Consider the following 21,318-nt stretch of genomic DNA (forward strand, 5'->3'; position numbering starts at 1 on the left):
GGCCAATGTGTCGTCAGGGCATTGACCAGCGACTGCCGACCGCCTTTTTTGTCGCCGGGCCGTCCCAAGGCAAAAGGCACCCCCTTGGGGGGCAGCGCCGGCGCACAGCGACCAGCGTGGGGGGCTTTTTTGGCATCAAGCAACCAGGTCTCGAGATCGACACCCGGCATCAGATCGACATCGATGGGTTGCCCAGGCTGCCAGTAATTGGAAATCTGCAGGATGGCCGGCCCGGACAGCCCCCGATGGGTAAACAGCAGGTCTTCGACGAACGTGCCGGCCTGGCGGCCCTGGCCGGTACTCAGTTCAGCCTGCAGCGATAATCCGGCCAGAGAGGCAAACGGCTGCCATTGCGCCTGATCGAAAACCAGGGGAACCAGTGCAGGACGAGGTTCGATCACCTTGAGGCCGAACTGACGCGCCACGCCCAGGCCGAAGTCGGTCGCGCCCAGTTGCGGGATGGCCATGCCGCCCGTGGCAATCACGAGTCGGGGAGCCTTCAGGATGCCCTGCGTCGTATGCACCGTGAACAGGTCGCCTTTTTCCAGCGACTGCACCCGTGCAGGCATGCGCCAGCTTACTTTCCCATGTTCACACTCGCGACAGAGCAAATCGATAATGTCTTCGCTGCTGTTATCGCAGAAAAGCTGCCCACGATGCTTCTCATGCCAGGCGATACCATGCGCATCGACCCGCTTGATGAAATCATCCGGGCCATAGCCCGCCAGCGCCGAACGACAGAAGTCGGGATTATCGGAGACGAAATTCTCGGGCCCGACACGGCGGTTGGTGAAGTTGCAGCGCCCGCCTCCCGAGATGCGGATCTTTTCGGCCAGCCGCTCGGCGTGGTCGACCAGCATCACGCGACGACCACGCTGCCCCGCCACGGCGGCGCACATCATGCCGGCCGCGCCGGCACCGATGATGATGACATCAAGGTCAGTGCGCACCGCCGCTCAATCCTCGATCAGGCAATCGACGTAGTGACGCAATTCGCCATTGTCCTGGCGCTCGGTCGCCAAGCCATGCATATCGGTCTCGAAACCGGGGAAACGGGCATTGAACCCCTGGGCAAAGCGCAGGTAATCGACGATGGACCGATTGAAGCGCTCGCCCGGAATCAGCAGCGGGATGCCCGGCGGGTACGGGGTCAGCAGTACAGCCGTCACGCGCCCCTCCAGCACCTCGACCGGCACGCGCTCGATGCGACGATGGGCAATGCGGGCAAAGGCCTCGGATGGAATCAGCGCCGGCTCCATTTCACTCAGGTACATTTCGGTGGTCAGCCGTGCCACGTCGAACTCACGGTAGGCCTCATGGATCTGCTGGCATAGGTCGCGCAGGCCCATGCGCTCGTACTGGCGGTGCGCACGGCAGAATTCGGGCAGGATACGCCACAGCGGCTGATTGCGGTCGTAGTCGTCCTTGAACTGCTGCAGCGATGCCAGCAATGTGTTCCAGCGGCCTTTGGTGATGCCAATGGTAAAGAGGATGAAGAACGAATACAGGCCGGTCTTCTCAACCACAATACCGTGCTCGGTCAGGTAACGCGACACCAGGGCGGCCGGAATGCCTGTTTCACCGAAACTGCCGGACACATCCAGCCCGGGCGTGACAATGGTGGCCTTGATCGGATCCAGCATGTTGAATCCGGGCGCGATCTCGCCAAAGCCATGCCAGTTGCCGCGATTCTGCAGCACCCAGTCCTCACGCTTGCCGATGCCCTCCGGTGCCAGCCCCTCCGGCCCCCATACCTTGAACCACCAGTCATGGTGTCCAAGCTCCAGCGCCACCTTGCGCATGGCACGGCGAAAATCCATGGCCTCGCGGATGCTTTCCTCGACCAGTGCCGTGCCACCCGGCGGCTCCATCATGGCGGCAGCCACGTCGCAGGACGCAATGATCGCGTACTGCGGCGAAGTGGACGAATGCATCAGGTAGGCTTCGTTGAAGATGTTGCGATCCAGCTTGCGCGCCTCGGGTTCCTGCACGACGATCTGCGATGCCTGCGAAATTCCGGCCAGCAGCTTGTGGGTGGAGTGCGTGGCAAACACCATGGCATTCTTGCTGCGCGGGCGATCCGACCCGATGGCATGCATATCCTTGTAATAAGGATGGAAGGACGCATGCGGCAGCCAGGCCTCGTCAAAGTGCAACGTATCGATGGCATCGCCCAGACGTTCCTTGATCATCTCGACGTTGTAGATCACGCCATCGTAGGTGCTTTGCGTGAGCGTCAGGATGCGCGGCCGCTTGTTCACCGCATTGCGCGCAAACGGGTGGGCCTCGATCTTGCGACGGATGCTTTCCGGGTCGAACTCTTCGAGCGGAATCGGCCCGATGATCCCCAGGTGATTGCGGGTCGGACGCAGGAATACCGGAATCGCGCCTGTCATGGTAATCGCATGCAGGATCGACTTGTGGCAGTTGCGGTCCACCACCACCACATCGCCCGGTGCCACGTTGGCATGCCAGACAATCTTGTTGGAGGTAGACGTACCGTTGGTCACGAAAAAGCAATGGTCGGCATGGAAGATGCGGGCGGCATTGAGTTCGGACTCGGCAATCGGACCCGTATGGTCCAGCAGTTGGCCCAGCTCGTCCACGGCATTGCAGACGTCGGCACGCAACATGTTTTCGCCGAAGAACTGGTGGAACATCTGCCCCACCGGGCTCTTCAGGAATGCCACGCCGCCCGAGTGGCCGGGGCAGTGCCAGGAATAGGAACCTTCCTGCGCATACTGCACCAGTTCGCGGAAGAAAGGCGGTGCCAACCCGTCCAGATAGCTTTTGGCCTCGCGGATGATGTGCCGGGCCACGAATTCGGGCGTGTCCTCGAACATGTGGATGAAACCATGCAACTCGCGCAGGATATCGTTGGGGATATGCTCGGAGGTGCGCGTTTCACCGTACAGATAGATCGGAATGTCGGCATTACGAAAACGCAGTTCACCGATGAAGGTACGCAGGTTACGAATCGCATGCGCCACATCCTCGGGAGAGTCGACATCGAACTCCTCGTCATCGATCGACAGGATGAAGGCACTGGCGCGGCTCTGCTGCTGCGCGAACGAACTCAGGTCGCCATAGCTGGTCACCCCGACCACATCGACGCCTTCGGCCTCGATGGCTGCGGCCAGTGCACGGATACCCAGGCCGGAAGCATTTTCCGAGCGATAGTCTTCGTCAATAATAACGATAGGAAAACGGAATTTCATGCCTGGTGCTCCTTGGCGACATTATTCATCGGAATAGCATTCATGAATTGAGGTGATAGAAAAATAAAATACCCAGGATATATACCCAGATTATCGCACGATAGCATTTTGGAATATACCCAATAGATAAAAACAAATACCTGAAAAAATCCCGACCAAACCGCTGAAAGCCGCACCAGCGCTTGATTTGGCGGAATTGTAAATCCATACCGATGACAATATGTCGCATATCGGCATGCTTTTCCGAAAGTCGTGAATGATTTTCATGCGGAATAATCCTGAAAATTACCGGCACACGATTTTCTGCAATATCCGAACCTTTGATGTAACGCAAAGATTCCTGCACTGCCAACATGGTTATATGAGGCCTGAAGAAGGTTGTTCAACCATGGAGAAGCGTTATGTATAACCGACTCGCTCTTGCCATATCCTGTGCATTCCTGGCCGCCAATCCGGCCATGGCCGATCAACAGGTCGTCGAAAAAGACCTGCGTGCCACTGCACAGAATCTGTTCCAGCCCATCCCGACGGCGGAGCAGATCATCACAGAGCAGAATATCAGCAACGACAAGATCGAACTGGGTCGCTGGCTGTTTTTCGAACCTCGCCTGTCGGCCAGCCACATCATTACCTGCAATACCTGCCACAGCGTTGGTACCGGTGGCGCAGACAACATCCCGACCTCGATCGGCCACGGCTGGCAAGCCGGTCCGCGCAATTCGCCGACCGTGCTGAACGCCGTATTCAACGCCGCCCAGTTCTGGGACGGTCGTGCCGCCGACCTGGCCGCCCAGGCCAAGGGTCCGGTTCAGGCCAGCGTCGAGATGAACAGTACACCCGAACACGTCGTGACGACCCTCAAGAGCATTCCCGAGTATGTGGAATTCTTCCAGAAGGCCTTCCCCGGCGAAAAGGACCCCGTCACCTTCGACAACATGGCCTACGCCATCGAAGCGTTCGAAAAGACCCTGGTCACCCCCAACTCGCGCTTCGACCAGTTCCTGGCCGGCCAGTCGGCGCTTGAGCAGCAAGAGTTGCAGGGCCTGGACCTGTTCATCAACAAGGGTTGCGTGGCCTGCCATGCCGGCCAGAACGTCGGTGGGCAGGGCTACTTCCCGTTCGGCGTGATCGAAAAGCCGGGTGCCAACATCCTGCCCGAAGGCGACAAGGGCCGCTTTGCCGTGACGGAAACCGCCGTGGACGAGTACGTCTTCCGCGCCGGCCCATTGCGCAACATTGCCCTGACCGCCCCCTACTTCCACAGTGGGCAGGTCTGGGATCTGGAGCAGGCTGTTGCCATCATGGGCACCAGCCAGCTCGGCCATGACCTGAACGACGGTGAAGTCAAGGCCATCACGGCCTTCCTGAAGACGCTGACCGGCGAGCAACCCAAGGTCGAATACCCGATCCTGCCGCCCAGCACCAGGGATACGCCGCTGCCCAAGCCGATGTAATGGCACGCAGGGGCGCTCCCGCCCCTGCCCCGGTTGCCCGCGCACGGGCAACCGGACGGCACGACACCGCAGCCCGTTTTGCCTTTGGCAAACGGGCTTTTTGCGTGTCGGGTCGCCCCAAGGCAAAAAGCGCCCCCGCACAGGGTAGCGCCTTGTCAGTTCAAGCGGGTCCGGTCCCGCTCCTCCAGGGTCCACAGCGTCAGGTACGTGGCAGTGTTACGCCACGCTGCCCCTGGTACTTGCCGCCGCGATCCTTGTAGGAAGTCTCGCAGGCTTCGTCGCCCTCGAAGAACAGCATCTGGGCACAGCCTTCGCCCGCATAGATCTTGGCCGGCAACGGCGTGGTGTTGGAGAACTCCAGTGTGACGTGGCCTTCCCACTCCGGTTCCAGCGGCGTGACGTTGACGATGATGCCGCAACGAGCATAGGTACTCTTGCCCAGGCAGACCGTCAGCACGTTGCGGGGGATGCGGAAGTACTCGACCGTATAGGCCAGCGCAAAGGAATTGGGCGGGATGATGCAGACATCACCCTTGAAATCGACGAATGATTTTTCGTCGAAATTCTTGGGATCCACGATCGTGGAATTGATGTTGGTGAAAATCTTGAACTCGTCGGCGCAACGCACGTCGTAGCCATAGCTGCTGGTACCGAAGCTGACGATGCGCTCGCCCCGGGCATCAATCCTGACCTGTCCGGGTTCGAAGGGTTCAATCATGCCTGCGGCCGAAGCCTGGCGAATCCAGCGATCACTTTTAATGCTCATAGGGGCCCTGAAAACCGGCGAGTTTTATACAAGGCGCAAGTATGGCATAGCCGCGGCGCGATGTGTTGACATGCGCGCCGCATCTTTGCCATGAGCATGCGCAGGATCAATCCGGCAGGATCAGTCGATAGATCAACTCCAGCCCATTAACCGTGCCGGTCTTCAAGTCGAGGGACAGTCCCTGCGCCAGCCGGTAGCCGATGCGACCCACGGTTTCGGAGCCGGACAATGCCTGCTCGATGCCCACCGTGATGCCATCGGCAAAGGTCTTGCTGGCATAGATGAACTGCGAGGACAGGTCATCATCCCCGGTACGGTTCACGCTGCCCGCTACCGTCACATCCGGCAGCAGGCTGCCGGACGAGCCCACAGAACCGCTGCGGATACCGACATCATCCAGGCCGAAACGGCGATAGAACGGCTCGCCATTGCCACCGATCAGCGACGCGCCCAGTGACAGCAGCATCGACGTATCTCCTCCTCCCTCGTCCGGTCCGCGCCCCAGCAGCAGCCAGGACAGTTTTTCGACATCGGAGACTTCAGGATATGAAATCAGGTCGATGCGCGGCCGCTGCGCCGTACCAACGACGCGCACACCCGCCCGGACCTGCCCCTCGTTGCGCAAGGCCTCGATATCGAGCAGCGGATTTTCCAGGCTGCCCTGGAAAGTCAGGATACCTTTCTGCAGGCGTAACCGCTGGCCATAGGCCTCGATCCGACCAGCCCGAGTGCGCAAGGTACCCATGCCTGTCAGGCGTCCATCCCTGAGCGTGATCTCCAGCGAACCGACCAGTCCGGCATCGATCCCCAGCCCCACGATATAGAAACGCGGCCCCAGATCGATCTTGAGTTGCATGGACAGGTCCAGCGCAGATGACTGCGCCACGTGCTGATCCATACTGCGCACAACGATCACATCATCATCGACACGCGGTACGCTGCTGAGCATATCGAGGCCGAACCACCCGGCGTCGGCCGTGAGTGAACCCGTAATACTGACCTTGGGCAGCGCTGCATCGATCTCGACCGCCCCCGACAGCATGGCATAGCGGTCCGTACGCTGCATCGCAGGGAAATGGTGCATCTCGACACGGATCCTGCCCGCCGAGGCCATCAGGTTCCAGTCGCCCGTTGCCTTGACATAGCCATTCTTGACATCGGACTCCTTGGCGATCCATTCGCGGGTACGCCATTCGGTTGCCTCGACCCGGACAGAAGCCGGAAAGTACAGTTCATCGAGCAATAGCCGGTCGCCGTCGAAACGTGCTGCAAGCCTGCCATCGACCAGCCGGATACCATCATCGACGCGCACGACCCGAAGTTTTTCGCCAGTCACGCGGCCGCGGATATCCCAGTCCTTGCCGGGCAGCCCCTCGGCCTGCACATCAGCATGCAGGCTCCCTCCCACCTCCAGGGAATCACCGGTCAGCAGCGCCAGCCATGACAGGTCAGCCAGGTCGGCGCGCAAGGTACCACGGACAGGCACAGTCGGGCTCAGCGCCCAGCCACCAGCAGCCGGCCTGACCAGCAGCAGCGAGCCTTCGCCGCTGGCACTGCCCACGCGCTGGCTCTGCAATTCCAGGCCGATATCGACCTGGCTGCCCCGCGCACCCGCCGCACGCGCACGCGCCTCGATGCGCAGCTTGTCGAGTCCCAATGCCACCTGGGGTTCTCCCGGAATCAGAATATCGCCGCCACGTCGCTCGATGCTGACCGTACCGGTCAGATGCCGGGCCACAGCCAAATCCCATTCTGCAGAAAGGTTGACGCGCTGTTCGGAGCGGCGTTCATTGAGCACGACCACACCGCCACGCGCATCAGCCGTGGCACTGTCTGCCTGCTGGAAAGCCGCCTTGAACTTGTCCACCAGGCCGCTGCTGAGCACCAGGTCCGGAATACTGCCCTTGCTCTGGACGCGTTCGCCGGCCCCTGCACTCAAATCATGATCGATCGCCACTTGCTGATCATCGGGCAAACCCACCAGCAATGTCGTTTTCCCTGCACGCCACTGCAATGGCTGTCCAGGCGGCATGTCCAGCGACAGCGGCAGCGCCTGTTGCAGTGCCAGAGAAAATCCTGCATGTTCGGCCTGTAACTGCGACAACTGACCCCGCCAGCCCTGCGTGGATACCGACCATGCACCAGAAGCATTGAGCCTGGCCGAGACCGGGCCCTGGCCCACCACACCCGGCAGGACATCGCGGGGAGCATAGTGGCCCTCCAGTCGCAAGCGATGTGCCTGCAATGTTCCATCGATCTCGGCCTTCAGGTCGGCCCTCCCCTCGAGGTCCGGCCACAGCGTACCGAACGCAGGCACCGCCAGCTCCAGCATGAGCTTGTCGCCGGCCTGCCCCCAGGCACCGTTGCCGCGCAGGCCGGCATCCCCCACCTTGAGATCCGACCGGAACGAAGGCAGTCGCCATGTCGTCCAGTCTGGCCCGGCCATATCGGCCCGCAGCGCCAGGCTGCCGGACACCGCCTGCCGGTTCCAGAGCGCGCCAGGCCCCATCCGCATATCCAGTCCGACATCGAGCGGACGCCCCTGCTCGTCGAGCCGTCCATCGATATCCAGATCGGTCGAGATGACCGCCTGCGGCACATCCGCAGGCAGCCAGCGCGACAGGTCGAGGCCACGAATCTTCAGATTGCTTTTCCAGGCCCGCCAGTCGGGCGTCTGGCCCCCCCCCTCACCCGACCAATCCAGTTTGCCCTCGATGCTGCCACCCTGGGCAATATCGAGCACGATATCGGCCATGCGCACCGGAAAGGGGGCACGCGGCAACAGATCGGCCTGCGCACGCAGCGACAACCCTGCACCGCTGCCGGCCAGCGTCGTGGTCATGGCGTCGAGCGATCCTTCCATTGCCACTGTCAGATCCAGTACGCAGGCAGTTGCCGCATCCTGCCGCTGCACGCGCGCGGGCACGCACAGAACGGATTCTGCGGTCGGCCCCCTGGCCTTGGCCTGGATCCAGCCATTGAGCGGCCAGGGATCCTGCAGGCCACTCAGGCGCAGGTCGGCGCTCAGGTCGACCTCCGCCTGTTCATGGTTCACCCGCCCCTGCGTCAGTACCAGTTGCGCCTGTGCCGCGCCCAGGAATAGTGCCGCTTCGACATCGCTTACACCAACCGGCAGCGCCTCACCATCCTGCAGGAGTTCGAAACGCCCGACGGCCAGCTTGTCGAGCGCAATGGAAACCGGCAACGCCGGCATGGCAAACGGTGCCTCGTCATCCGGCTCAGGAGCAGAATCCTCCTTGCTGCTGTGCAATGCCACCCGAACCTGGCCAGCGGAGAGCTCCCGGACCTGCAGGCGCTTCGAGCCCAGCGCCAGCCAGTTGACATCGAGCCGTGCGTTTTCCAGCAACACCTCGAATGCCGGATCGTTCAGCGAAAAATGCCCGATGGTCAGTCCACCCAGTACGGAGCCGCGCACCTCACGCACCTCCCCCCCGAACTGACTGCTGACAGTCTGCAGAAGGAAGCGGGTACCCGGCTGCGAGCCCAGCGCCCAGACCACGAAACCGACCGCAATGGTCAGCAGCATCGCCAGCGCCGGCAGCCACCAGTAGACCAGCAGCCGCAGCAGGTATTTGAGTGATCTCAAAATGCGATCCCCAAGGAAAAGTGCAGACGCAGGCGGTGATCTCGCTGTCCCCAGGCCAGGTCCAGTTCAAGCGGCCCAGCCGGCGTGCGTACGCGTGCGCCGGCACCATAGCCAGTAAATACCTTCATGTCCTTGAATGATGCGGCAGCATCACCAGCATCGACGAACACTGCCATGCCGACCGTATCGTTGAAGTAGTGGGTGTACTCGATCCCCGCCAGCGCCAGCGTTCGCGCCCCGATGACCGCGCCGTCGCGATGTTCGCCGATGCTGCGGTACTTGTAGCCACGAATGCTGCGGGCACCGCCGGTGCGGTATCCGAAATCGTCGGGCACCTGGACACGGTCGTTGGCCCAGACTTTGCCCACCTCGGCATGCAGGCTCAGGATATCGCGCTTGCTGAGCGGCCACCATGTCTGCACGCGCAGGCTGCCGCGCAGGTAAGGCTTGCCATCGTCGAGCGTCATGCCGCCTCCCGTGCCCAGCACGATCAGGTTGCCGTCGCGCGGATCGTATTTGTCGTTGACGTCACGCCGCAGCCATTCTGCAGTCAGCGAGGCCGACGGCAGGCTATAGGGCTCGCCATTCTCCAGGCGCACCCGATCGTGTGCGAGTAGCGCGCCATAACGCGCCTCGTAGTCGACGCGACGATTGGTTTCGGAGCGCCAGCCGATGAACCGGGTTGCCCCCAGCGCCAGCCGCGTGACATCCAGGCCGTTGATATCAGAACGGTCGGCCAGTAAACCTATGCTGTCCTTGTAGCCATTGGCATCGGGCGGCAAGTAGAAATCCAGGTAGGCGCGCTGGCGCTTGCGGTCCAGCCCGATGCCGGTTTCCATCGTCAGCGGCAGGCCGAACACGATATTCTGGCGATACTGTGCCTCGGCCCGGACCCCCACGTCACTATCCAGGCCCAGGGAAAATGCGTAGCGCCGGGCCGCCGCCTCTGTGACCTGGACCTGGACAGGCAGCGTCAGATCGCCATCGGACTTGACCACGACATCATCCGCTGCCGTCGGTTGCTCGGGATAGACAAAGGCACCACGAAAAAAATTGGTGCTCTGCAACTGTTGCTGCCAGGTCACGAACTGGTCCCGCTCGTAGGGCTGGCCTGGTTTGTAGCGCACGTAGTAATCGATCAGTTCCTCGGGCGTGCGGCGCAGCCCTTCGACCTTGAGTTCGCCCAGCAACACACGGGGACCACTGTCAATGGTGACGGACACGTCCACCGCACCGGCCTCGGGATCAACCCGGGCCTGGGAATGCGCCAGGCGAGCCAGAAAAAAATCCTGCTCGCCAACCTGATTCAGCAGATCGGCCTTGGCCTGGCTCCATTCCTTGTTGATGAAAACATCGCCGACAGGCAACAGCCAGCCCTGACGCCATGTCTCGCGCCGCGCTGCGAACTCGGGCCGTGAAGCCGCGCCGGTGAACTCGAGGTCGATCTTGCGCACCACGGCGCGCTTGCCAGGTTCGATCACGAAATCCCAGGTCTCGCCGGCGAAATCGGTACCAACCTCCAGCGTGACGACCGGTTCGAAATAACCTTGCGTCGCCAGGGCCGACAGTGCGGCCTCGTATGCCCGGCGCCGCAACCGGGTCGACTCGCCACCATCCATGTCCTCGGCCAGCCGGACGATCACATCGACGGACCCCATGATGGCCTGCAGCACCTCGGGCCCTACGCCGCCCGGATCGATCGTGACCTCTGGCCGGATCGATTCGGGCCTGGATGCCTCTTGCTCGGCTGCCGTCGAAGGCGGCGATGCCAGGCAAAGCCCGGTCGCTGCCAGCCAGAGCCAGCAGCCTGAATATCCCGACGCTATACGCATCCAGTCCTCATTTTCCACGCGCCTCAGATAGATTCGACCACGACGGAGGGGAAGCGGGCGCTCATGTCACGCGGCAGCACGGCCACACGGCCCTCCACGCGACGGGCAATCTGCTGGTAGGCCTGTGCCTCGGTGCTGCCCGGATCGGCCACCACGGTCGGCCTGCCGCTGTCAGCCTGGACACGTATCGGCATGGACAGCGGCAGGCTGCCCAGCCAGGGGGTGTCGTACTGCTGCGCCATGCGCTGACCGCCTCCTTCTCCGAAAATATGTTCTGCATGACCGCAATTGGAACAGACATGCACGGCCATATTCTCTACGATACCCAAAATCGGCACATCCACTTTGTTAAACATCATCAAGCCCCGCCGCGCGTCCATCAAGGCGATGTCCTGCGGTGTGGTGACGATCACCGCCCCCACCACCGGCACTTTCTGGGACAGGGTCAGGGCGATATCGCCCGTACCCGGCGGCATATCGACGATCAGGTAATCCAGTTCACCCCAATTGGTCAGCTTGAGCAGTTGCTCGAGCGCCTGGGTAGCCATCGGACCACGCCAGATCGCCGGCGCATCGTCTCCCATCAGGAAGCCGATCGAATTGACCTTGATGCCGTGTGCCTCGAGCGGCTCCATGGTCTTGCCATCATGGCTGGGCGGACGGCCGGTCGCACCGGTCATGGTGGGCAGGCTGGGGCCGTAGACGTCGGCATCGAGCATTCCGACGCGGGCACCATCACGGGCCAGCGCCAATGCCAGATTGACGGCCGTGGTGCTCTTGCCCACCCCGCCCTTGCCGGATGAAACCGCAATGATATTGCGTATGCCCGGCACCGGTTTGAGCGTGCGCTGCACAGCATGCGACTGTACTTTCCACTGCAGGTCGAGCGCGATCTCGCCAAGACCTGCTTCGCTGAATGCGGCCAGCGCCTGGCCAAGCAACGCGCCACGGCGCTCTTCCGGCAGGGGATAGCCAACTTCGGCACGGATGGCGGGCACGCTGCCGCCCAGATCGATGTCGCGATCGCGAACCGCCTGACCAAGCGTGACCCCGGTGGCGTCATCGACGATGTGATCCAGCACGGCGCGGATCTGTTCGAGTGTTGCTGTCATTTCGTTTCCATCGTTTGCAGTATGGCGGCATGGCAATGTATGCTGCCAGAAAACATGCATATTCCTTTCATGCATCAGGCGACAAGGATAGCGGATAAGCCGCTTCATCGCAGTAATACACACACTCCGTCACCTGCCTTCAGCCGGATCATCGGGAACTTTTCTCCCCTACGGAACTCAATCATTCTATGAAAGACACAATCAGCCGTTTTCTCCGTCTCACCGTGCTGGCCATCCTGGCCCTGGTCGGCATGGGCATGGCCCTGATCTTCATGGTTTCCACGGCCATTGCCGTCGGCGTGCTCTACATCGTGGCGCGCCTGCGTGGTCAGCCATTCGGCATCCGTACCTACTGGGCCCGCCGTCAGGCCGCGCGCGCCAAGCCATTCCAGTATGGCAAGCAGCATTTCAGCAACCAGGACGCCATCGACGTCGAGGTCCGCGAAGTACGCTGAAGGCCGCAGCGGGCAGCTCGCCCCGGATCGCGCCGGGACAAAACCCGGCATCCATCCTAAAATGACGGATTCACCCTCCGTCATTTTTCCTTCAGCAGATCCATGTCGCGCACACTGTTCGTCACCACCGCACTGCCCTATGCCAACGGTTCATTCCATATCGGCCACATCATGGAATACATCCAGGCCGATATCTGGGTTCGCAGCATGCGGATGGCGGGACATACCGTACATTTCGTCGGTGCCGACGATGTCCATGGCGCGCCCATCATGCTCAAGGCAGAGGCCGAGGGCATCACCCCCGAGGCGCTGGTCGCCCGCTATGCGGCCGAACGACCGATGTACCTCAACGGCTTTCACATCAGGTTCGACCACTGGCACACGACCCACTCGCCCGAGAATGTCGAGCTGTCGGGCAGCATCTACCAGGCACTCAAGGCAGCCGGCTTCATCGAGAGCCGCACCATCGAACAGTTCTATGATCCGATCAAGGGCATGTTCCTGCCCGATCGCTACATCAAGGGCGAGTGCCCTCACTGCCATGCCCAAGACCAGTACGGCGACGCCTGCGAGCAATGCAGCACGGTCTACAACCCGACCGAGCTGATCAACCCCTATTCCACCATCACCCGCGCCACGCCGGTGCTGCGCCAGTCCGAGCACTTCTTCTTCAAGCTGTCGGACCCGCGTTGCGTCGAATTCCTGCAGGACTGGACCCGCGGCGACAACCGCCAGGGCAACAAGCGCCTGCAGGCCGAAGTCCTGGCCAAGACACGCGAATGGCTGGGCAGCGGCGATGCCTCGGATGCCTCCATGGCCGACTGGGACATTTCGCGTGATGCGCCCTATTTCGGCATCGAGATTCCCGATGCGCCGGGCAAGTATTTCTACGTCTGGCTGGATGCCCCCGTCGGCTACCTGGCCTCGCTCAAGGCCTATTGCAACAAGGCCGGCCTGGATTTCGATGCCCTGCTGGCACCGGACAGCCCGACCGAGCAGGTACATTTCATCGGCAAGGACATCGTTTACTTCCACGCCCTGTTCTGGCCCGCCATGCTCAAGTTCTCCGGCCGCAAAGTACCGGACGCGCTCAACGTACACGGTTTCATCACCGTCAGCGGCGAAAAAATGTCCAAGAGCCGCGGCACCGGCATTTCGCCGCTGCGCTATCTCGAGATCGGCATGAATGCCGAATGGCTGCGCTATTACATCGCCGCCAAGCTCAACAGCCGCGTCGAAGACATCGATTTCAATCCCGATGACTTCGTGGCCCGCGTCAACAGCGACCTGGTAGGCAAGTACGTCAACATTGCCAGCCGTGCCGCCAACTTCATCAGCAAGCACTTCGACGGCGAAGTCCGGGTGCATGGCGATACGGCCGCGCTGGCCGCGCACTGGCAGCAGGCCGCCGACCAGATCCGCGACCTGCTCGAGGCACGCGAGTATGGCCGCGCCATACGCGACATCATGGCGCATGCCGACCAGATCAACCAGGCCTTCGACACGGCGCAGCCCTGGGTCCTGGCAAAAGGCTGGGCCGATGCCGACGAGGCCACCCGCAACCAGTTGCAGGATGTCTGCTCGCGCGCCCTGGCGGGCTTCAAGGCCCTGTCGGTCATGCTTACGCCGATTCTGCCCGCACTGGGCGACCGGGTGGCACGCGAACTGTTCGGCCTGTCAGAAGGCTTTGCCTGGCAGGATGCCGGCCAGTTACCGAACCGGATCAGCCCCTTCAAGCACCTGATGCAGCGTGTCGATCCCAAGCAACTTGACCAGCTTTTCGAGATGCCGTCCGGCAATACCGCCATCGGTGCACCGGCACAGGAAGCGCAGGCCACCCTGCCCGGAGGTGCCGCCATCGGGCCAGACATCACCATCGACGACTTTGCCAAGGTCGACATGCGCATTGCCCGCATCGTCGAGTGCAAGGAAGTGGAAGGCTCCGACAAGCTGCTGCAGCTCACGCTGGACCTGGGCGAAGGCCGCCTGCGCAATATCTTCTCCGGTATCAAGTCGGCCTACAAGCCTGAAGATCTCGCCGGCAAGCTGACCGTGGTCGTGGCCAACCTGGCTCCGCGCAAGATGCGCTTCGGCGTTTCGGAAGGCATGGTGCTGTCGGCATCTCACGCAGACCGCAAGCAGGAACCCGGCCTGTATGTGCTGGAACCCTGGCCCGGCGCACAGCCCGGTATGCGTATCGGCTGACGACACCGCAGGCCGGATTCACCGGCTCGCCTTCACATGCTCAGGCACAACGCCTCTGGAGAATTCCAGGGGCGTTTTCTTATGCCTGAGTGTTCTGCATCTGCGTCATCACCTGCTGGCGGCAGGCAACCAGGATTTCCTCTGACAACGCAGACGTATCCGGACACGCTCGCGACAGAACCAATGCCCCCACAACCTGCGCTATCAACGCCAGTATCCGAGCGCGGTCATGAGGAGCTCCCTGCCCTGCCAGCATATCCCCGAGCGCCTGCACCAGGGCTTCTATACCATTGCCGAACTCACGCTTGATGTCATCGTCCTGCCGCGCAGCATCGCCCCCCAGCCCTGCAATCGTGCAGCCAGGACCTCGCACGTCCCGGTGCGCCCTGGAGAGATAGTTTTCGACAAACTGGGCTATATCGACACCCTCCAGTTGCCTGACCGACTGCGAAAAGCCACAGGCAGCAGACTCGGCCATCAATGCAGCCTTGGAAGAGAACTGTTTGTAGAAACCACCGTGGGTCAGCCCGGCAGCCGCCATCAGCTCGACCACCCCCACACCGTCGTAGCCTCGCTCGCGGAACAGCAGGGACGCTGCCTCGACGACTCGTTGCCGATTTTCCTGTGCCTGCGCCTTGCTGACTTTCATGCTTCAGCCCCTTTAATGATTTTATTCATAATCAAAAATCTTGACATCTATTATGATGCCCATCATCATTATATCGTACGTCATCTCAACGCAGCCACACATGGCAAGCTGCAGCTTGCCATGTCATCACAAGGAATCTCATGACTACATTGCCCTCCGTCCTGATCACCGGTGCATCCAGCGGTATCGGGGCCACTTATGCCAAGCGCTTTGCGAGCCGGGGACACGATCTCGTCCTGGTCGCCCGTGACCAGGCACGACTGCAGACGCTGGCCACGGCGCTTGCCCAGTCACACCGCGTTGCCGTCGACGTCCTGCCGGCCGATCTGACCGTTCCCCGCGAACTGGCGACCGTAGAAGACCGGCTCCGTTCGGATCGTCGCATTGGCATCCTCGTCAACAACGCCGGCCTGCCACAAGCGGGTGACTTCCTGCAGCAGGACACCGCAGGCATCGACAGGCTCATCGGCCTCAACATCACGGCACTCACACGTCTGTCGGCGGCCATCGCGCCTCGGCTGGCCGAGGCAGGAACCGGTGCCATCATCAATATCGGCTCGGTTGTCGGCCTGGCACCGGAATTCGGCATGACGCTCTATGGCGCCACCAAGGCCTACGTACTGTTGCTGTCACAAGGCCTGCAGCAGGAACTGGGGCCCAAGGGCGTCCAGATACAGGCCGTGCTGCCTGCCGCCACGCGGACGGATATCTGGGACAAGGCCGGCATCGATATCGATACCGTGACCGACATCATGGAAGTCGAAGAACTGGTCGATGCGGCGCTGGTCGGTTTCGACCGCCACGAGCCAGTCACCATTCCACCGCTCCAGGATGCCGCGCACTGGGACGCCCTGGACACCGCACGCCTGGCTCTGCTGGGCGATCTCGATCAAAGCCATGCCGCACAACGTTATCGCAGCGCCTCCTGAACACAGCAAGGAAACATGATGTCCAACGAAATCCTTTTCAGTCCGTTCACCGTCAACGGACTTACCCTGCCCAACCGTTTCGTGATGGCCCCCATGACGCGAGCCATGGCGCAGGACGGCATACCGGCAGCAAAACAGGCTGAGTATTACCGTCGTCGCGCAGCAGGCGGCGTCGGCCTGATCCTGACCGAAGGCACCGTCATTGATCGTCCGGCATCACGCAACGATCCGGGCATCCCCTTTTTCCATGGTTCGGCGGCCCTGGCCGGCTGGGAAAATGTCGCCCAGGCGGTACATGCAGCCGGCGGCCGCATTGGCCCGCAACTATGGCATACCGGATCCACCCGCAGCATGGGTACCAACTGGGTACCCGAGTCCCCGGTTGAAAGCCCTTCGGGACTGGTCGGCCCCAACGATCCACGCGGCATCGCGATGACGGAAGAAAACATTGCCGACACTGTGGCAGCTTTCGCCAGTGCAGCCGCCAGCGCACGAAAACTGGGTTTCGATCTCGTCGAATTGCATGGTGCCCACGGCTACCTGATCGACCAGTTCTTCTGGCAAGGCACCAACCTGCGGCATGATGCGTTCGGCGGTGCCACGATTGCCGAGAGATCACGCTTTGCTGCCAGTGCCATACGTGCGGTACGCCAGGCAGTCGGGCCGGCCTTTCCTATCGCCCTGCGCGTCAGCCAATGGAAGCAGCAGGATTACGCCGCCCGCAATGCCTGCTCGCCCGATGAGATGACCGCCTGGCTGCTGCCGCTGGTAGAGGCGGGTGTCGATATCCTGCACTGCTCGCAACGGCGCTTCTGGGAACCGGAATTCCCTGAACTGGATGGCGAGCAGGGCCTGAACTTTGCCGGCTGGGCCAAGAAGCTCACTGGCGCGGCGACCATCAGCGTAGGTTCGGTCGGGCTGTCCGATGATTTCTTCAGCGCCTTTGGTGGTCAGGGCTCCCATGCCACCACACTGCAGGGCAACCTGGCTGCGCGTATCGAGCAAGGCGAATTTGACCTGATTGCCATCGGCCGCGTATTGATTTCCGACGCCGACTGGGTCAACAAGGTCCGGGATGAACGCACCCAGGAACTGGCAGGCTTCAAGGCAACAGACCTGGCCACACTCGACTGACACACGCACCGCCTCTGGCGGCTGCTTTCAACACAGCCTCTCTGGCCAGATTGCTCTGGCCGATACAGCCTGGCATATGCACATATGCCAGGCATCCCTTCCCCAACGCCTCCCCCTGTACCTCATTTCCTGCTGTGCATCCAGCACCCGCAGAAACATCCTGTTTCCTCTACTCTCCCCATTGTTTAACCAATATCAAGGTATCCGTCCGGCCAAAAGGACTATGCTCCACACACTACATATAGATCAAAACCGTAAATACACCACTATATATAGAATGGAGCACGCATGACTACGCACCGATTCCTTGCCGGAGCCATTCTTCCGACCATCCTCCCGCTGCATACGCGCAAGCACCCTGCGGCCAACGATCCCATAGATACGATGAATGCATTGAATACCGCCGTCGCCCCTGCCGTCGAAGTCGGCAGCACCATGAATGAATACCTCAACCGGCGCGACTGGCGCATCAATGCCAACGCCAACCAGGGCTACTCGCTGGGCGGACTGATCCTGAATGTCTCGGGCAAGGTCGTGGCCAACTACTGGCTGAGCCACATCTACCCCGAAGCCATCGGCCAGGCACATCGACAGGCAGATCTGCACATCCACGATCTGGACGTGTTCGCCGGCTACTGCGCAGGCTGGTCATTGCGTACCCTGCTGCACGAAGGCCTCAACGGAGTGCCGGGCAAGGTCGAGGCCGCACCGCCCAAGCACCTGTCGAGCGCGGTCGGCCAGATCGTCAACTTCCTGGGTACGCTTCAAAATGAATGGGCCGGCGCACAGGCGTTCAGTTCGTTCGACACCTATATGGCCCCCTTCATTCGCAAGGACAACCTGCCGTATGCCGAAGTGCTGCAGTGCATCCAGGAACTGATCTACAACCTGAACGTTCCCTCGCGCTGGGGTACGCAGACCCCGTTTACCAACCTGACCTTCGACTGGGTCTGCCCGGAAGACCTGCGCGAACAGGTGCCGGTCATCGGTGGCGAAACAATGTCCTTCCAGTACGGCGACCTGCAGGCCGAGATGGACATGATCAACCAGGCCTATATCGAGGTCATGATGAAGGGCGACGCCAAGGGGCGCGCCTTTACCTTTCCCATTCCCACCTACAACATCACGCGTGATTTCGACTGGCACACCCCCAATGCCGACCGCCTGTTCGAAATGACGGCACGCTATGGCCTGCCGTATTTCCAGAATTTCATCAATTCGGAACTCGAGCCCAACATGATCCGCTCGATGTGCTGCCGCCTGCAGCTCGATCTGCGCGAGCTGCTCAAGCGGGGCAACGGACTGTTCGGTTCGGCCGAGCAGACGGGCTCGCTGGGCGTGGTGACGGTCAATTGCGCCCGCCTGGGCCACCTCCATGCCGGTGACGAAGCTGGGCTGATCAGCCGCCTCGACGAACTGCTGGAACTGGGCAAGGTCAGCCTGGAGATCAAGCGCGAAGTCATCCAGCAGCATATGGATGATGGACTGTTTCCCTATACCCGGCGCTATCTGGGCACATTGCGCAATCACTTCTCGACACTGGGCGTAAACGGCATCAACGAAATGATCCGCAATTTCACGCACGACGAGCACGACCTCACGACGCCCTGGGGCCACGCCTTTGCGGTGCGCCTGCTGGATCACGTGCGTGCCCGCATGGTCGAGTTCCAGGAAGAAACCGGCCACCTGTACAACCTGGAAGCCACGCCGGCAGAAGGCACTACTTACCGCTTTGCCAAGGAAGACCGCAAGCGCTGGCCCGAGATCCTGCAGGCCGGTACCAGCGACATGCCTTACTACACCAACTCGTCGCAATTGCCTGTCGGCTTCACCGACGATCCGTTCGAGGCGCTCGAGCGCCAGGACGAGCTGCAGCGCAAATACACCGGCGGCACGGTCCTGCACCTTTACATGACCGAAGCACTGTCCTCGGCCGACGCCTGCCGTACGCTGGTGCAGCGTGCGCTGGGCCGCTTCCGGCTGCCCTACATCACCGTGACCCCGACTTTCTCGATCTGCCCCAAGCATGGTTATCTGTCGGGACATCACGAATTCTGCCCTAAGTGCGATGCCGAACTGATGGCGCAGAAACAGGAACACCTGCACTGACTGCGCAGGCGCTTTACCAAAACTTTTTGAAATCTCAAGGAACTACCGATATGTCTACTCATACCGACACCCCCGTCAAGGCTCAGGCTGCCCACCCCGTGCTGGACAACGCAGAACGCCAGCGTTGCGAAATCTGGACCCGCGTGATGGGCTACCACCGCCCGGTTGAGTCGTTCAATATCGGCAAGCAAGGCGAGTTCCACGAGCGCCAGTTCTTTGTCGAGCCCAGCCAGGCCGGTCGCGCCCAAGTACGAGCACACGCATGATCTCCGACCGTCCGGCCTGCGCCACCGCCCCTGCCACTGCCGAGCGGCCCGTCGTCTGGCCCGGACGGTCGCAACTGCGCCCTGATCGCGTTCTCAAGATCGGTGGGCTGACGCCCTTCAGCGCGACCGACTATCCCGGTCACCTGTCGGCCGTGATTTTCGTGCAGGGCTGCCCGTGGCGTTGCCACTATTGCCACAACCCGCACCTGCAGCCACGCACCCGTCACAGCCCGCTATCGTGGCCCGATCTGCGTGACTGGCTGGAACGGCGGCGCGGCCTGCTGGATGCGGTCGTATTCTGTGGTGGGGAACCCCTGATGGATCCCATGCTGCCCGAAGCCGTGCTCGAAGCCAAGGCCATGGGTTTCAAGATTGCCTTGCACAGTGGAGGCTCGTACCCTGCCCCGCTGCGAAAAATCCTGCCATACCTGGACTGGATAGGCCTGGATATCAAGACCGGCTTCGACGATTATGCCGATATCACCTGCATTCCCAAAAGCGGCGATCCCGTGCGGGACAGCCTGGCCCACATGCTGCAAAGTGGTGTCAGCTACGAATGCCGGACCACGATCCATCCAGACCTGCACAACGATGCCGGCATCCTGGCCCTGGCTCGGCAACTGGCCGCCTACGGCGTACAGCATTACGCACTGCAGCGCTTCCGACCTGACGGCTGCGACAACGATGCACTCAAGGCCACCATGTATGCGGGCACGTTCCCGTCATCGGATACGCTGGCAGAAATTGCCGGTCTGTTTCCGGATTTCGTGGTGCGTTGATTCAAATAGCGCGGGTCAACGGGAAGGTGCCAGCCCGGCATCAAGCGTCTCGCGCTCGTCAAAGACAAAACAGTTGCCCTGGTAGGACTGCCCGCCTGCCAATTCGAAATACTTGAGGATGCCCCCCTCGAGCTGGTAGACATTTTCCATGCCGATTTCCTGCATGTAGATCACTGCCTTTTCACAGCGGATACCGCCCGTGCAGAAACCGACCACGGTCTTGCCCTCGAAGTCGGCGCGGTGCGCCTGCAGGGCATCGGGAAACTGCGAGAATTTTTCGAGCCGCCAGTCCACCGCGTTTTCAAACGTGCCGGCATCGACCTCGAAATCATTGCGGGTATCGAGCATGACGACCTCGCGGCCGGCATCATCCTGGCCTGCCGCCAGCCAGCGCGCCAGCGTCGGCGCATCGACCACCGGGGCACGGCCATTTTCAGGGCGGATCGACGGGTGATTCATGCGGATGATTTCGCGCTTGATCTTGACCAGCATCTTGCCGAACGGCTGCGTATCCGACCAACTGTACTTGGGCTCCATATCTGCAAAGCGGGTATCGCTGCGCAGCCATGCCACGAAAGCATCCAGTTCTTCCTGAGCCCCGGCCAGGAACAGGTTGATGCCTTCCTCGGCCAGCAGGATCGTGCCCTTGAGACCATGCTGGTGAGTATGTTCGAGCAGGGTTTCGCGCAAAACCGGCAGGTCGCCGAGCGTAATGAATTTATAGGCGGAGATATTGACGACGGAAGACACGGATGCACAGCCGGAAATTGACGATACCCCATTTTATGCCAGAGGCACCGCCA

17 protein-coding genes are annotated in these 21,318 nt (G+C 61.3%); 8 read left to right on the forward strand and 9 right to left on the reverse strand.

Annotation, left to right across the window (positions count from 1 at the left end):
- The 3 genes from ABN482_RS06485 to ABN482_RS06495 form a co-directional block, all read right to left on the reverse strand.
- Window positions 1-902, reverse strand: a 902-nt coding sequence (locus ABN482_RS06485; RefSeq protein ID WP_349503259.1) for a BaiN/RdsA family NAD(P)/FAD-dependent oxidoreductase, incomplete at its 3' end; no start/stop codon positions are given.
- Window positions 903-956: 54 nt separating this feature from the next.
- Window positions 957-3,218, reverse strand: coding sequence for an Orn/Lys/Arg family decarboxylase (locus ABN482_RS06490; RefSeq protein ID WP_349503222.1), 2,262 nt, complete (start codon window positions 3,216-3,218; stop codon window positions 957-959).
- 40 nt (window positions 3,219-3,258) lie between these two features.
- A complete protein-coding gene (locus ABN482_RS06495; RefSeq protein WP_349503223.1) occupies window positions 3,259-3,573 on the reverse strand; it encodes a hypothetical protein in 315 nt (104 codons plus the stop codon).
- 46 nt (window positions 3,574-3,619) lie between these two features.
- Here ABN482_RS06495 and ABN482_RS06500 point away from each other — a divergent pair, with 46 nt between their 5' ends.
- Window positions 3,620-4,672 (forward strand): cytochrome-c peroxidase, encoded by a 1,053-nt coding sequence (locus ABN482_RS06500; RefSeq protein WP_109061895.1) that lies wholly within the window; start codon window positions 3,620-3,622, stop codon window positions 4,670-4,672.
- Window positions 4,673-4,871: 199 nt separating this feature from the next.
- On the opposite strand, the gene dcd is transcribed toward ABN482_RS06500, so the two are convergent.
- The 4 genes from dcd to apbC form a co-directional block, all read right to left on the reverse strand.
- Window positions 4,872-5,438: a dCTP deaminase gene (gene dcd / locus ABN482_RS06505; protein ID WP_109061896.1), complete on the reverse strand. Its 567-nt coding sequence runs from the start codon at window positions 5,436-5,438 to the stop codon at window positions 4,872-4,874.
- Window positions 5,439-5,544: 106 nt separating this feature from the next.
- Window positions 5,545-9,045, reverse strand: coding sequence for a translocation/assembly module TamB domain-containing protein (locus tag ABN482_RS06510; protein ID WP_349503224.1), 3,501 nt, complete (start codon window positions 9,043-9,045; stop codon window positions 5,545-5,547).
- Window positions 9,042-10,877: an autotransporter assembly complex protein TamA gene (locus ABN482_RS06515; protein ID WP_502877253.1), complete on the reverse strand. Its 1,836-nt coding sequence runs from the start codon at window positions 10,875-10,877 to the stop codon at window positions 9,042-9,044. The genes ABN482_RS06510 and ABN482_RS06515 overlap by 4 nt, the downstream gene beginning before the upstream one ends.
- Window positions 10,878-10,900: 23 nt before the next feature.
- Window positions 10,901-11,989: an iron-sulfur cluster carrier protein ApbC gene (gene apbC, locus ABN482_RS06520; protein WP_349503225.1), complete on the reverse strand. Its 1,089-nt coding sequence runs from the start codon at window positions 11,987-11,989 to the stop codon at window positions 10,901-10,903.
- A 188-nt stretch (window positions 11,990-12,177) separates the two neighbouring features.
- Between apbC and ABN482_RS06525 the strand changes: the two genes are divergently transcribed.
- Together ABN482_RS06525 and metG are read left to right on the forward strand one after the other, a co-directional pair.
- On the forward strand, window positions 12,178-12,444 hold the full coding sequence (locus tag ABN482_RS06525; protein ID WP_349503226.1) for a hypothetical protein: 267 nt from the start codon (window positions 12,178-12,180) through the stop codon (window positions 12,442-12,444).
- A gap of 102 nt (window positions 12,445-12,546) precedes the next feature.
- Window positions 12,547-14,649: a methionine--tRNA ligase gene (gene metG, locus ABN482_RS06530; RefSeq protein WP_349503227.1), complete on the forward strand. Its 2,103-nt coding sequence runs from the start codon at window positions 12,547-12,549 to the stop codon at window positions 14,647-14,649.
- A gap of 79 nt (window positions 14,650-14,728) precedes the next feature.
- Here the strand turns inward: metG and ABN482_RS06535 are convergent, their stop codons facing one another.
- On the reverse strand, window positions 14,729-15,298 hold the full coding sequence (locus tag ABN482_RS06535; RefSeq protein ID WP_349503228.1) for a TetR/AcrR family transcriptional regulator: 570 nt from the start codon (window positions 15,296-15,298) through the stop codon (window positions 14,729-14,731).
- Window positions 15,299-15,438: 140 nt separating this feature from the next.
- Between ABN482_RS06535 and ABN482_RS06540 the strand changes: the two genes are divergently transcribed.
- The 5 genes from ABN482_RS06540 to ABN482_RS06560 all read left to right on the forward strand — a co-directional run bounded on the left by ABN482_RS06540 (window position 15,439) and on the right by ABN482_RS06560 (window position 20,515).
- The gene (locus ABN482_RS06540) at window positions 15,439-16,227 is read left to right on the forward strand and encodes an SDR family NAD(P)-dependent oxidoreductase (protein ID WP_349503229.1); all 789 of its coding nucleotides are present in this window, start codon (window positions 15,439-15,441) and stop codon (window positions 16,225-16,227) included.
- Between the two features lie 15 nt (window positions 16,228-16,242).
- Window positions 16,243-17,361, forward strand: coding sequence for an NADH:flavin oxidoreductase (locus tag ABN482_RS06545; RefSeq protein WP_349503230.1), 1,119 nt, complete (start codon window positions 16,243-16,245; stop codon window positions 17,359-17,361).
- A gap of 384 nt (window positions 17,362-17,745) precedes the next feature.
- Entirely contained in the window at window positions 17,746-19,470 is a 1,725-nt protein-coding gene (locus ABN482_RS06550) for a ribonucleoside triphosphate reductase (protein WP_349503261.1), read from the forward strand.
- Between the two features lie 50 nt (window positions 19,471-19,520).
- Window positions 19,521-19,736 (forward strand): anaerobic ribonucleoside-triphosphate reductase, encoded by a 216-nt coding sequence (nrdD, locus tag ABN482_RS06555; protein ID WP_109061904.1) that lies wholly within the window; start codon window positions 19,521-19,523, stop codon window positions 19,734-19,736.
- Window positions 19,737-19,834: 98 nt separating this feature from the next.
- Complete coding sequence (locus tag ABN482_RS06560; RefSeq protein ID WP_349503262.1) at window positions 19,835-20,515, forward strand: anaerobic ribonucleoside-triphosphate reductase activating protein; 681 nt, start codon at window positions 19,835-19,837, stop codon at window positions 20,513-20,515.
- A gap of 15 nt (window positions 20,516-20,530) precedes the next feature.
- Here the strand turns inward: ABN482_RS06560 and ABN482_RS06565 are convergent, their stop codons facing one another.
- A complete protein-coding gene (locus ABN482_RS06565; RefSeq protein WP_349503231.1) occupies window positions 20,531-21,265 on the reverse strand; it encodes a sulfurtransferase in 735 nt (244 codons plus the stop codon).
- Window positions 21,266-21,318: the final 53 nt, after the last annotated feature.

The organism is Corticimicrobacter sp. (assembly GCF_040137905.1).
Lineage (GTDB): Bacteria > Pseudomonadota > Gammaproteobacteria > Burkholderiales > Burkholderiaceae_B > Corticimicrobacter.

What these genes read in the sequence shown, in the direction of transcription:
- ABN482_RS06515 (WP_502877253.1), bottom strand. Translation starts at nt 10,877, where the DNA reads ATGCGTATAGCGTCGGGATATTCAGGCTGCTGGCTCTGGCTGGCAGCG.
- apbC (WP_349503225.1), bottom strand. Translation starts at nt 11,989, where the DNA reads ATGACAGCAACACTCGAACAGATCCGCGCCGTGCTGGATCACATCGTC.
- ABN482_RS06535 (WP_349503228.1), bottom strand. Translation starts at nt 15,298, where the DNA reads ATGAAAGTCAGCAAGGCGCAGGCACAGGAAAATCGGCAACGAGTCGTC.
- ABN482_RS06495 (WP_349503223.1), bottom strand. Translation starts at nt 3,573, where the DNA reads ATGTTGGCAGTGCAGGAATCTTTGCGTTACATCAAAGGTTCGGATATT.
- ABN482_RS06525 (WP_349503226.1), top strand. Translation starts at nt 12,178, where the DNA reads ATGAAAGACACAATCAGCCGTTTTCTCCGTCTCACCGTGCTGGCCATC.
- ABN482_RS06545 (WP_349503230.1), top strand. Translation starts at nt 16,243, where the DNA reads ATGATGTCCAACGAAATCCTTTTCAGTCCGTTCACCGTCAACGGACTT.
- ABN482_RS06500 (WP_109061895.1), top strand. Translation starts at nt 3,620, where the DNA reads ATGTATAACCGACTCGCTCTTGCCATATCCTGTGCATTCCTGGCCGCC.
- nrdD (WP_109061904.1), top strand. Translation starts at nt 19,521, where the DNA reads ATGTCTACTCATACCGACACCCCCGTCAAGGCTCAGGCTGCCCACCCC.
- ABN482_RS06490 (WP_349503222.1), bottom strand. Translation starts at nt 3,218, where the DNA reads ATGAAATTCCGTTTTCCTATCGTTATTATTGACGAAGACTATCGCTCG.
- metG (WP_349503227.1), top strand. Translation starts at nt 12,547, where the DNA reads ATGTCGCGCACACTGTTCGTCACCACCGCACTGCCCTATGCCAACGGT.
- ABN482_RS06540 (WP_349503229.1), top strand. Translation starts at nt 15,439, where the DNA reads ATGACTACATTGCCCTCCGTCCTGATCACCGGTGCATCCAGCGGTATC.
- dcd (WP_109061896.1), bottom strand. Translation starts at nt 5,438, where the DNA reads ATGAGCATTAAAAGTGATCGCTGGATTCGCCAGGCTTCGGCCGCAGGC.
- ABN482_RS06550 (WP_349503261.1), top strand. Translation starts at nt 17,746, where the DNA reads ATGAATGCATTGAATACCGCCGTCGCCCCTGCCGTCGAAGTCGGCAGC.